Raw genomic sequence first — 11,891 nt, forward strand, 5'->3', positions numbered from 1 at the left:
GTCCGAAGGAGACTAGATCTGGCTCTTGAGGTCCGCCACCGAGTTGAGGATCTGGTTGGGCCGGAACGGATAGGCGGCGATGTCGTCCCGGTGCGTGATTCCGCTGAGGACCAGCACGGTGTGCAGTCCGGCCTCCATGCCCGCGATGATGTCGGTGTCCATGCGGTCGCCGATCATGGCGGTGGTCTCGGAGTGGGCGTCGATCTGGTTCATGGCCGAACGGAACATCATGGGGTTCGGCTTGCCCACGATGTACGGTTCGCGGCCGGTGGCCTTGGTGATCAGGGCCGCGATGGCTCCGGTGGCGGGCATGGGGCCGTCCTTGGATGGGCCGGTGGCGTCCGGGTTGGTGGCGATGAAGCGGGCACCGGCCAGGATCAGCCGGATGGCCATGGTGATGGCTTCGAAGGAGTACGTGCGCGTTTCGCCGAGCACCACAAAGTCCGGGTTCTGGTCGGTGAGGATGAAGCCGGCCTCGTGCAGCGCCGTCGTGAGTCCCGCCTCGCCGATGGTGTAGGCACGGTTCCCGGATTCCGAGCCGCGCACCTGGTCCTTCAGGAACTGTGCGGTGGCCAGCGCCGAGGTCCAGATGTTCTCCTCCGGGATCTCCAGCCCGGAGGAACGCAGCCGCGCGGCCAGGTCCCGGGGCGTGAAGATGGAGTTGTTGGTGAGGACCAGGAAGCGCTTGGAGGTGTCCACCCAGCGCTGGATCAGTTCAGCGGCACCGGGGATCGGCTGGTTTTCGTGGACCAGGACGCCGTCCATGTCCGTCAGCCAGCATTCGATTTCCTGGCCGCTTCGGTAAACCGATGCCGATGAACGTACTTCGTCTGATTTTGCCATGGTGATCCTCCAACGCTGATGGGCCGGTTCCGGGTCCCAGTCTGTCATTTTTCGGGGACCGGAACATCCGGCGTCCGAAGAATGACGGAACGCGCCCGCGGCATCCCGGGGCTGTTCTTCCACTAGGCTCGTAGCTGGCACCAGTGTGCCAGCGGCCGCGGATCGGGGGATGTCTGCGGTGGTTTGTTGTGCCGGCCCGCGCCGGCAGGTCCCCGCCGCCGGACATTACCAGGCATCCCGGGAACCGCAGGATGCCAGCAAGCACCTGAAAGGGCCCGCACATGAGCAACAACTACGGCGCACCGCCGCCGCCCAGGGATTCATCCAGAGATACGCAGCCCGGAGATACGCAGGGCTACCCGCCGCCGCCCCAGCAGCCCTATGCGCCCCAGCCGCCCACGCAGCCGTACGCGACACAGCAGCCCTATCCCCAGCCGCCCTACCCGGCACAGAATTCCGTGCCCCAGCCACCAGAGCAGCCGCGCAACAACAAGAACCTGATCATTGTGCTGGGCGCCGTCGCCGCTGCCGTGATCATTGCGCTGGTGGCCGTGTTCGTTTGGGTCATTCCGGCGTTCAGCAAACCGCAGGCCGAGGACAAGCCTGTGCCGGTGGCGCCGTCTTCTGAAGCCGCGGCTTCGGAAGCGGCGGAGGAGAGCGCCGCTCCGGAGGGATCCGCCGCGCCGTCGGAGGATGCCCCCTCGGACGACATGCCGGCCGGCGCCTTCCCCCTTCCCCAGGGGTGGGACGAACTTCAGGGCCCCGCCAACATTCCGGCAGCCGACGACCCGCTCTTCAAGCGCTTTGTCACCGGCGAATCCTCCTTCTCGTACCTGGCCGCGTGGAGCAGCGACGAAACCTTCGGGATCACCACGGACCCTGCCTCCGGCGCTCCCATGCAGCAAGTCGCCAGAGGTACCGATGAGCGTGACGGTGACGGCATTTCCACGGCCTTCTCCTTCTTCGCTGAAGCTGAGGAGGGCAAGTACGGCAAGGAACCGGCAAAGGTCCAGGCAGCCGTCAAGGACATCGAGGCGAAGCTCAAGGCCATCCCCGCCGCTGAACTGCCGCAGCACCTCGTGGGCCACAAATGCGTCTCCAATTTTGAGTCGTCGACGCCGGAAATCCGGGAGTTCCGCCGTGCAACGGCCGTCGTGGTCGGGTTCACGTGCACCAACGCCGGCGGCGACGCCATCCGGGCCGTCAACCTGTTCAGTGTGACGCCTTGGGGCACGCCGCAGATGATGGGCGTCAGCGGACACGAGAGCTACTGGAACGCCAATCCGGAAGCGTTGGAGAAGATCGCCAACTCCTACCGGGCCAACCGCTGGAAGCTGGACGGCTAGTCCCGCCCGCATCCGTCCCGGGCACTGGTCCGGGCACCGCGCGCGGCACCGTGCCGAAGGGCCGGCACGGGCGCGGCTAGAGTTGAGGGGTGACTGACCACCCCCAGACCCCAGCCCTGCCCGTGCCCCCGCCCGAGAAGGAACCGGAGCCCAAGGCGGAGGTCGGCGTCGGGCCCTGGGAAGGTGAGTTTCCCCAGGGCGGGCACTGGGACTCTGACCTCCTGGCCGACGGGGACCGCCGCAATGTGGTGGACAAGTACCGCTACTGGAAGCATGAAGCGATCGTCGCGGACCTCGACTCCAGGCGGCACAACTTCCACATCGCGATCGAAAACTGGCAGCACGACATGAACATCGGCACCGTCGTGCGCAGTGCCAACGCGTTCCTGGCCAAGGAAGTGCACATCATCGGGCGGCGGCGGTGGAACCGCCGCGGGGCCATGGTCACCGACCGGTACCAGCACGTCCGGCACCACCCGACCGTCGCGGACTTCGTGGCGTGGGCGCAGGGGGAGGGACTGGCGATCATCGGGATCGACATCTTCCCGGACTCCGTCCCGCTGGAAACCTATGACCTCCCGAAGAACTGCGTTCTGGTGTTCGGCCAGGAGGGCCCGGGGCTGTCCCCCGAGGTCCACGAAGCGGCGGTGGACACCCTGTCGATCGAGCAGTTCGGCTCCACCCGGTCGATCAACGCCGCCTCGGCCGCGGCCATCGCGATGCACGCCTGGATCCGCCGGCACGTCTTCAGCCAGCGCGTCTAGTTCGGCACCGTCACCGCGGCCTGCCATCCGGGCGGGCGCAGCGCAAAGTGTTACCCGTCCCCGTGACCCGAAACACTGCCCTTGCGCAGAAATGACTAGGATGGGTGCTAGCCGACGAGGTTCACTCCAGGGTCAACACAGCCCGTAGACGAAATTCACTTTAGGAGTCAGCATGCCCATTGCAACCCCAGAGATCTACTCCGAGATGATCGACCGCGCCAAGGCGGGCGGCTTTGCATTCCCCGCCGTCAACGTCACGTCCTCGCAGACGCTGAACGCGGCCCTGCGCGGGTTTGCAGACGCAGAGTCCGACGGCATCATCCAGGTTTCCACCGGCGGTGCGGCCTACTGGTCCGGCGCCTCCACCAAGGACATGGTTGCCGGCTCCCTGGGCTTCGCCGCCTTCGCCCGCGAAGTGGCCAAGAACTACGGCGTCAACATCGCCCTGCACACCGACCACTGCCCCAAGGACAAGCTGGACGGCTTTGTCCTGCCGCTGCTGGCAGCCTCCGAAGCCGAGGTCAAGGCCGGACGCAACCCGCTCTTCAACTCGCACATGTGGGACGGCTCCGCCGAGACCCTGCAGGAAAACCTGCGCATCGCCCGTGAACTCCTGGAGCGCACCGCTGCTGCCAAGATGATCCTCGAGGTCGAAATCGGCACCGTCGGCGGCGAGGAAGACGGCGTCGAAAACGAGATCAACGAGAAGCTCTACACCACGGTGGAAGACGCCCTGGCAACCATCGAAGCCCTCGGAGCCGGCGAGAACGGCCGCTACATCACCGCCCTGACCTTCGGCAACGTGCACGGCGTGTACAAGCCGGGCGGCGTGAAGCTGCGCCCGGAGATCCTGAAGGACATCCAGGCCCAGGTCGGTGCCAAGATCGGCAAGGAAAACCCGTTCGACCTCGTGTTCCACGGCGGCTCCGGCTCCTCCGACCAGGAAATCGCCGACGCCGTTTCCTACGGCACCATCAAGATGAACATCGACACCGACACCCAGTACGCCTACACGCGTCCGGTGGCCGACCACATGTTCAAGAACTACGACGGCGTGCTGAAGGTTGACGGCGAGGTCGGCAACAAGAAGACCTACGACCCCCGCGTCTGGGGCGCCTCGGCCGAAGCCGGCCTGGCAGCCCGCGTTGTTGAAGCCACCAAGCAGCTCGGCTCCGCCGGAAAGACCTTCTAGTATGTCCGACGAGTTCCGCAGGAACCTGATGGGTCCCGAGCCCACGCTCCTGCCTGCCGAGACTGAGGTCTATGCGCAGCTGGATGCCGGCCAGGAAGCCCTGGACCTGGTGGAGAAGCACCCCACTTCGTCACTGCTGTGGGCTGTACTCGCCGAGGAAGCCTGGGCCGAGGGCCGGACCATCGAGTCCTACGCCTACGCCCGCGTGGGCTACCACCGGGGACTCGATTCACTGCGCCGCAACGGCTGGCGCGGGGTGGGACCCATCCCGTGGGAGCACGAACCCAACCAGGGCTTCCTGCGTGCCCTGTACTCCCTGGGCCGCGCCTCCTCGGCCATCGGCGAGGCAGAGGAACCGGAACGCATTGAGAAGTTCCTCAATGACTCCGATCCCTCCGCCAAAGCGGCCATCGAAGGAAAAAACTGAATTAGGAACGACGACGGCGGCCCCCCACCTGGAAAGGTGAGGGGCCGCCGTCGTATGTGGTTCAGTCTATTCAGTTCGCCTTGGTGAGGCCGGTGCGGGCCATCGCGTCCAGGTAGGCAACGTGCATCTCGTCGAGGTACTGCTGCTGGCGGGCTTCGGTTCCGGCGAAGGCGCGGCCGCTGAGCGAGCGGACCTTGTAGGTCTTCAGGCCGCGGCGCCACAGCAGGGGCACTTCGGTCTTGAGGAGCAGCTGGGCCAGGCGGTTGGCCTCCGTGCCGTGGGCCACGATCACGGACGCGCGCGGGACCAGTGCAAGGAACTTCAGGAGCGGCTTGAGGCCTGCGGCAATCTGGTCCGGGGTGAACTTGCCGTTGGGCTCGCCGGGGATGTGCCACGGGTGGACGTTCCACGGCATGACGAACTCGGGGCGGAGGCCCAGCTTCCACTGCACGCCGAGCATGCGGGTGGCCGCTTCGTTGTCGCCGGCGGTGATGAAGCCGGATTCATCGGCGGTGCCGATGTTGGAGTACAGGCTGATGATGCGGCACTCGTCGACGTCGTGCATCGGGTCCACGTAGGGGACCACGGTGTCCGGCTTGACGCTCTGGAAGGTGTCGCACAGCTCATTGACAGCTGCGACGTTGGGTTCGTAACGGCGGCTCAGAAGCTGCTCGCGGAAAGATTCAGTAGCCAAGGCTGTCATGTATTGCTGTGTCTCCTGCGGGATCGGTGACGCTGCCACGCCTGACGCGGGCATGCCAAATACCGGCACGCCTAGGTACGGTGTGGTTGAAAATGTGGTGAGTGGACCGATTCCTGATCGATCCTTATCAGTCTATCAAGCCCTGCGAAATGTGGGACCCGGAACCGGTCCCGAGAGCTCCCGCAGCCCCCGGGACCTTGTTGCCGGTCAGCCGGTCACTGCCGGAGCGGTGTCTTTCGCCGCGCTCCCCGATGCGGCTGCGGGGTAGATTGTCTCGGCCGGCGCACGGTTGGTGGCTTTGGCCCACGGGTAGTACACCGCCATGGTGACGAGGATGCCCACGATCCAGGAAATGTCCGCACCTCCCAGCCACTTGGTGACCGGCCCCGTGTAGAGCGCCTGGGCGAGGAACGGCACCTGGACCAGGACACCAATCCCGTAGGAGGCCAGGGCCGGGACATTCCACCGGCCGTAGCGGCCGTCCGGGTTGTACAGGGCGGGGATGTCCAGCCGGTCGCGGGAGATCTTGTAGTAGTCCACGAGATTGATGACGGACCACGGCGTGAAAACCATCAGCAGCAGCAGGACGAAGTTCTTGAAGACGTTCAAAAAGTCCTTGCTGGCGAAGAGCGCGATCAGCACGCTGGCCGTGATGACGGCGATGATGAAGACGATCCGGGCTGCCCGTGAGACCGAGTCCCGCCGGTTGATGGCTGTGCTGATGGTCACCGAGCACATGAAGGCGCCGTAGGCGTTGAGGCAGTTGACGGTGAGTTTGCCCGTGACGATCATGAGGTAGATGAAGACCGCGATCAGCCCGCCACCGGCCAGGTCGCCCATGTAGCCCACCTGGTTCTTGAGGAAATCGCCGCCCAGGCCTGCCGCGGAGAGCCCGCCCGCGATAGCGCCCAGCGTCATCGCCCACTGGGCGCCGCCCACCGAGCCGGCGAACGTGTACCAGAAGGTCTTGCGCTCTGAGGTGGACTGGGGCAGGTACCGCGAATAGTCGGCGACGTACGGGCCGAAGGTGAGTTGCCAGCCTGCGCCCAGGGCTATCGCGGTGAGGAAGGTGGGCCACTCGAAGCCCTTCAGGAACATGATCTGGCCAACGTCGAACCTGGTGAACACGGCAACCGTCAGGTACAGGAAGCCGGCCAGGCCCACCACTGTGGCGATGCGGCCAAGGGCATGGATGTACTTGTACCCCAGGATTGCCAGGAACGCGGTGGCGGCGCCAAAGATCAGGATGCCCACCGCCGGGGCATCCACGCCCAGCACGAGGTTGATCGCCTGGCCGGACAGCACCGTGCCGGTGGACGCGAAGCCGATGTACATCAGGATCACCAGGACCAGCGGAATCACGGCACCGTAGACGCCGAACTGGGCCCGGCTGGAGATCATCTGGGGAAGCCCCAGTTTCGGCCCCTGGGCGGAGTGCAATGCCATGACTGCGCCGCCGACGACGTTGCCCAGCAGGAGGCCGATGATGGCCCAGAACGCGTCCGCGCCGAATACGACCGCGAGGGCGCCGTCAACGATTGCGGTGATCTGCGCGTTCGCCCCGAACCAGAGCGTGAACTGCCCCCTTGGGTGGCCGTGCCGCTCGCGGGGCGGGATCATCTCGATTGACCGGGCCTCGACGGTAGTGCTTCCTGCTGCCATGGTTACTCCTCGTGCTGGCTGTTATGTTCCATGTCACAGGGTCGCGGGCCGCATAACAACGGCGATGCGGCGGCCAATGTCGCAAATACCAGACAGCCCGGCGTGTCGTCCGGAATTGGCCGTCACCGTGGTCCGGCCCCAGATCGGCTAAACTTGGGTGGTAAGAGCCCCGGAACTCTTGCGCTGTGACTGTCGGCCTGGTGGCCGCGCAGGCCCGGCAGTGGAATTCGGGGCATTCTCATGAACGGCGCTGTCCCTTGGCGGGTCACCTTGGTGAACCGACTGCGGTCCGGCCCGAACGAATGGGGGAGGATCCCATGCCAGCAATCGTGATCGTCGGAGCCCAATGGGGCGACGAAGGCAAAGGTAAAGCCACTGACCTGCTCGGTGGCCGCGTTGACTACGTGGTGAAGCCGAACGGCGGCAACAACGCCGGGCACACCGTCGTCGTAGGCGGTGAGAAGTATGAGCTCAAGCTCCTTCCTGCCGGCATCCTGAGCCCCAACGCAGTTCCGATCATCGGCAACGGCTGTGTGGTGAACCTCGAGGCCCTGTTCCAGGAGATCGACGGCCTGGAAGCCCGCGGCGCAGATACCTCCAAACTGCGCGTCTCGGCCAACGCCCACTTGGTTGCGCCCTACCACCAGGTCCTGGACAAGGTCACTGAGCGGTTCCTGGGCAGCCGTGCCATCGGCACCACCGGCCGCGGCATCGGCCCTGCCTACATGGACAAGGTGGCCCGCCTCGGTATCCGCGTGCAGGACGTTTTTGACGCCTCCATCCTCCGCCAGAAGGTTGAGGGATCGCTCCGCCAGAAGAACGAGCTCCTGGTGAAGGTCTACAACCGCCGGGACATCGAGGTGGACGAGATCGTGGACTACTTCCTGTCCTTCGCTGAGCGGCTGCGCCCGCTGGTCATCGACAGCACGCTGGTGCTGAACAAGGCCCTGGACGAGGGCAAGGTTGTGCTGATGGAAGGCGGCCAGGCCACGTTCCTGGACGTGGACCACGGCACGTACCCGTTCGTCACGTCCTCCAACCCGACAGCCGGCGGCGCTTCGGTGGGATCAGGCATCGGCCCCACCCGGATCTCGCGTTCCATCGGCATCATCAAGGCGTACACCACCCGTGTTGGCGCCGGCCCGTTCCCCACGGAACTGTTCGATGAGATGGGCATGTACCTGCAGAAGACCGGCGGCGAGTTCGGTGTCAACACCGGCCGTCCGCGCCGCTGCGGCTGGTACGACGCCGTCCTGGCCCGCCACGCCTCCCGCGTCAACGGCTTCACGGACTACTTCGTCACCAAGCTGGACGTGCTCACCGGCATCGAGCAGATCCCGGTCTGCGTGGCCTACGACGTCGACGGCGTCCGGCACGACGAAATGCCGATGACGCAGACCGAGTTCCACCACGCCAAGCCGATCTTCGAGTACTTCGAAGGCTGGACCGAGGACATCACCGCGGCGCGGACCCTGGAGGACCTCCCGGAGAACGCCCGCAATTACGTGCTGGCACTCGAGAAGCTGTCCGGTACGCGCTTCTCGGCCATCGGCGTCGGCCCGGACCGCGACCAGACCATTGTGGTCAACGACCTGATTCTGGACTGAACCTGACAGCGTCAGGCTGAAAAGCACCTGACGTCCGACGGCGGCGGGTCACCTGGAAAGGTGGCCCGCCGTCGTCGTCGTGTATGCCAGCTATTGGGCCTGTTTGGCGCGCAGCTGGAGCAGATGCTGCTGCAGTTTCGCTTCGGCGTCCCGGCGTCGCCGGGCCTGCTCTCCCATGGCGCGGGTCGCTGCGGACCCGGTGCTGACCAGTCGTGTCACATGTTTCGGGGCCGCTGCCGCACCGGCGGCAGATACGGCCATCACTTCCTCGCTCATGCCCGTATCGTGACATCCGCGGCCGGCCCGCGGAACCCCTCCCGGCGGAGCGTTACAGGATCGGAACCTCCCAGAGTGCCGGGCCCGGGACGGTCAGCCCAGGGCGGGAGCGGACGGTGCGTAGCGGAGCGCGCCATGCAGGTGGCCGCATTTGCGATGACGGGTACCGGTCACTCGTGACGGGACCGGCCACTCTTCCTATGTTGGACTCACCGGCGCTTCGCGGGGAACGGGAACCCTCGAAGATGACTCACCGGACCGCCAAGGAAGAGGTGGACATCATGGGTCTCAGCTTGAAGTCAGACAAAGCGAAAACCGGGTCAGCGCCAGAGTCGCCGGACCGGCACGCGAGGCAGGAACAGGGCCCGCGCCGTTACCGTGCCCGCATCAATCGGGAACCGGTCCTTGACCGCTCGCGCGTGCAGGAGCTGGCCGGGGGAGTGCATTCCCAGAGCCGGCTTCTCGAATTCCTGGACCTTTTCCTGGTCCTGCTCCCGTCCAGGGTCAATAACGTCATCAGCGCCTTGGACAGCGGGGACCATGAGGCGGCCAGTGCCGCCGCCCAAAGCCTTGCGTCGTCGGCCGCGATGGCCGGGGCGGCCCGGCTCGAACTGGTTGCCTGGCTCGTGGATGCCGACCTGCGCGTCGGACGGATGGACCGGGCCCGCGAGACGGGCCGGCGCCTCGGCCCCGACGCTTCGGAGCTGGCTTCGGCGCTGTCCCGCTTATTGACGGGCGCCTGAGGCAGACGCCGGCTGCCCCCGGCACGCGCCAGGCTTTCTCGACCGGCACGCGCCCGGCACCACTGCGAAGGCCCTCCCGAAGGTATGCGGAAGCTGCCGCTGGGCGGACAATAATGGGTTCATGCAGTCGGGAATTTGGCACAGCTCGCCGAAGCCGGGCTCCAGGACCTCGCCGGGACCTCGATCGTGCACACGGACGTGCGGTCCGACAATATCCTGATGACGGCCCCCAACCGGGCGGTGCTGGTGGACTGGCCGTGGGCATGCATAGGCTCGCCCTGGATCGACGGCCTCACAGCCCTGCTCAACGTTCGGGTCTACGATCCGGCGTTCGATGTGGAGTCCGTTCTGCGGGCCCACCAGGTATTTGCGCCAACCACGGCGGACGGCATTAATCGGGTGTTGTCGGGCTTGGGTGCGTACTTCACCGACGCCGGGAGGCAGCCTCCTCCGCCAGGGCTGCCTACCCTCCGGGCCTTTCAACGGAGGCAGGGTGAGGCCGTTATCCTTTGGCTCCGCCAACGGCTGTCCCACCTCTGACCCGGTCCGGAACCAGTGGCTGGAACTTTTTTGAAGTATTTTTGGATTTCGCGTAACCCACGGCGGTGCCGTGACGATTACCACTATGAAAGCGCCGGGTTCGAAGTTGTCCCCCATCAGGTTCGGACCCGGCGCTTGACTGCAAAAAGAGAGCCGGGCCGGAACTGTCCCCCATCAGGTTTCCGGCCCGGCCCCTTTTTGTCCGAAGCCGGTTCAGCAGGAAGCCGGCACAGGAGTGCACGGTATCTGCCGGTCTTTCATCTTGGTTACCCGGGGTAAAGTTGTTGGGCGGGATACCATCCGCGCGGCCACTTGATGGCCATACAATGATGTAGCCATCTCCCTTGAACGAAAGCCACACGTCCGTGACAGACGCACTGACCGACGATTCATTGCATGCCCTTAAGGGCCGCGATGGCGAGTTGTTCAACATGGTCTACCGGAGCTATGCGTCGCAGGTACTGGGATACCTGACCGCACGTGGTGTCGAGGACCCGGAGGCCACCATGCAGGACGTCTTCCTGGCGGTTCTGCCACGCATCGATTCAATCAGCGGCGGTGCCAACGGACTCCGGACCTTCCTGTTTTCGGTGGCGCATGCACGGATGGTTGACGACCACCGAAGGCAAAGCCGGACCCCCGCGAAACATCCTTTCGAACCTGAACTTGACCGGCGGGAATCCTCCTCGGCCGAAGCGGCGGCCATGCTGCGGGTGGCGCCCGGGGAAGTACTGGCGCTGCTGGAGGTGCTGGGGGAGGACCAGAAGGAAGTGCTGACGCTGCGGATCATTGCGGATCTTACGGTGGAGCAAGTGGCCGAAATTATGGGGAAAAGTGCCGGAGCCGTAAAACAGCTTCAGCGACGTGCTTTGGACAGACTCCGTGAACATTCGGCCGTAAAGGACTACGTGGCGCCATGACAACCAGGGACGATTCTTCTGGGGGGACCGTCGACCAGCTTCTGCTCGACGCCGGCCACACGGACGTGCCCGAGCTCAGGGGGGCCCTCCTGTCCATTGCCTCGCTGGCCCAGATCCAGGCACCCGCTCCGGGGCCCGAGCTCGCGCTGATGCTGGCCGGTCCGCGGGATGAGCTGACCCGGCAGCGCTGGCTGCGCAAGCACCGTCCCGCGGTGGTGGGGCTTGCAGTCCTGGCGGGCATGGGCCTTGGCGTCAGTGGAGTTGCCGCCACGAGCCAGGTGTCCGGAGACGGCACCGGGCCGTGGTCCGTCCAAGAGCTGACCACGGACTGGGCCCCCGGCTGGAGCCTTCCCCTGGCGCCCGCAGCTGCGGACCGGGGTGGACGGATCACCTGGGTTTCGCCGCTCTTCCTGCAGCTTGACCCGGGCCACCCTACGGCCGTGCACGGAGCCGGTGAGCCGGCCGCGCAAGCCGCTAATGCAGGGGACGCGGCAGTCGAGACCGCGGCACCGGCCGCATCCGCGGGCGAGAAGAACCACTCCGCGACTAGCGAAGGCCGGCCTCCCGGTGCCAACGGGGATCCCGGACAGGCCAACCAGGGTAAGGCCAACCCGGGCAAGGCCGCGTCCGGTCAAGCCATGACTGGCCGTGCCCCGGATCAGGCCTATGGGCAGGGCGCCGCAAACACACCCGATGCAGTGGAAGCCGATGCGGCGGCAGCCAGCGCCGGAGCCTGGGAATTAGAGGGGACGGGCACGGCTAAACCCGGTGTGAAGATTGGTTCCACCGCGGAAGCCGCGGTCGATTCCACGGTGGATTCCGCCCTAGATTCCGTCAACAGCTGGCTGGGGAAGTTCCGCCGGTAACC

General features: G+C 65.7%; 13 protein-coding genes. 9 read left to right on the plus strand and 4 right to left on the minus strand.

Annotation, left to right across the window (positions count from 1 at the left end):
* Positions 1 to 12: 12 nt before the first annotated feature.
* Entirely contained in the window at positions 13 to 843 is an 831-nt protein-coding gene (locus AC1DRE_RS07765; protein WP_104174109.1) for an HAD-IIA family hydrolase, read from the minus strand.
* A gap of 281 nt (positions 844 to 1,124) precedes the next feature.
* Here AC1DRE_RS07765 and AC1DRE_RS07770 point away from each other — a divergent pair, with 281 nt between their 5' ends.
* From AC1DRE_RS07770 to AC1DRE_RS07785, 4 genes are all read left to right on the plus strand, one after another.
* Entirely contained in the window at positions 1,125 to 2,189 is a 1,065-nt protein-coding gene (locus AC1DRE_RS07770) for a hypothetical protein (RefSeq protein WP_476984084.1), read from the plus strand.
* An 89-nt stretch (positions 2,190 to 2,278) separates the two neighbouring features.
* On the plus strand, positions 2,279 to 2,953 hold the full coding sequence (locus AC1DRE_RS07775) for a TrmH family RNA methyltransferase (RefSeq protein WP_476984085.1): 675 nt from the start codon (positions 2,279 to 2,281) through the stop codon (positions 2,951 to 2,953).
* Positions 2,954 to 3,125: 172 nt separating this feature from the next.
* Entirely contained in the window at positions 3,126 to 4,145 is a 1,020-nt protein-coding gene (fbaA, locus tag AC1DRE_RS07780; RefSeq protein WP_104174107.1) for a class II fructose-bisphosphate aldolase, read from the plus strand.
* Position 4,146: 1 nt separating this feature from the next.
* Positions 4,147 to 4,572: a DUF3151 domain-containing protein gene (locus AC1DRE_RS07785; protein WP_476984086.1), complete on the plus strand. Its 426-nt coding sequence runs from the start codon at positions 4,147 to 4,149 to the stop codon at positions 4,570 to 4,572.
* 70 nt (positions 4,573 to 4,642) lie between these two features.
* Here the strand turns inward: AC1DRE_RS07785 and AC1DRE_RS07790 are convergent, their stop codons facing one another.
* On the minus strand, positions 4,643 to 5,275 hold the full coding sequence (locus tag AC1DRE_RS07790) for a uracil-DNA glycosylase family protein (RefSeq protein WP_476984087.1): 633 nt from the start codon (positions 5,273 to 5,275) through the stop codon (positions 4,643 to 4,645).
* Between the two features lie 207 nt (positions 5,276 to 5,482).
* Positions 5,483 to 6,937, minus strand: coding sequence for a purine-cytosine permease family protein (locus tag AC1DRE_RS07795; protein ID WP_476984088.1), 1,455 nt, complete (start codon positions 6,935 to 6,937; stop codon positions 5,483 to 5,485).
* 317 nt (positions 6,938 to 7,254) lie between these two features.
* On the opposite strand from AC1DRE_RS07795, the gene AC1DRE_RS07800 reads away from it, so the two are divergent.
* Positions 7,255 to 8,544, plus strand: a complete 1,290-nt coding sequence (locus AC1DRE_RS07800; RefSeq protein WP_104174103.1) for an adenylosuccinate synthase — start codon at positions 7,255 to 7,257, stop codon at positions 8,542 to 8,544.
* A 90-nt stretch (positions 8,545 to 8,634) separates the two neighbouring features.
* Here AC1DRE_RS07800 and AC1DRE_RS07805 read toward each other — a convergent pair whose 3' ends face one another.
* Positions 8,635 to 8,820 carry a hypothetical protein gene (locus tag AC1DRE_RS07805; RefSeq protein ID WP_476984089.1) on the minus strand — a complete coding sequence of 62 codons (186 nt, stop codon included), beginning with the start codon at positions 8,818 to 8,820 and terminating at the stop codon, positions 8,635 to 8,637.
* Positions 8,821 to 9,065: 245 nt separating this feature from the next.
* Between AC1DRE_RS07805 and AC1DRE_RS07810 the strand changes: the two genes are divergently transcribed.
* From AC1DRE_RS07810 to AC1DRE_RS07825, 4 genes are all read left to right on the plus strand, one after another.
* Positions 9,066 to 9,563: an Hpt domain-containing protein gene (locus tag AC1DRE_RS07810; RefSeq protein WP_476984090.1), complete on the plus strand. Its 498-nt coding sequence runs from the start codon at positions 9,066 to 9,068 to the stop codon at positions 9,561 to 9,563.
* Between the two features lie 135 nt (positions 9,564 to 9,698).
* Positions 9,699 to 10,103, plus strand: coding sequence for a phosphotransferase (locus AC1DRE_RS07815; protein WP_476984091.1), 405 nt, complete (start codon positions 9,699 to 9,701; stop codon positions 10,101 to 10,103).
* A 365-nt stretch (positions 10,104 to 10,468) separates the two neighbouring features.
* The gene (locus tag AC1DRE_RS07820; RefSeq protein WP_476984156.1) at positions 10,469 to 11,023 is read left to right on the plus strand and encodes an RNA polymerase sigma factor; all 555 of its coding nucleotides are present in this window, start codon (positions 10,469 to 10,471) and stop codon (positions 11,021 to 11,023) included.
* Complete coding sequence (locus AC1DRE_RS07825; protein ID WP_476984092.1) at positions 11,020 to 11,889, plus strand: hypothetical protein; 870 nt, start codon at positions 11,020 to 11,022, stop codon at positions 11,887 to 11,889. Before AC1DRE_RS07820 ends, AC1DRE_RS07825 begins: the two co-directional genes overlap by 4 nt.
* The last annotated feature ends 2 nt before the right edge of the window (positions 11,890 to 11,891 follow it).

The sequence above is a fragment of the Arthrobacter sp. P4_H3 genome, from assembly GCF_056400885.1.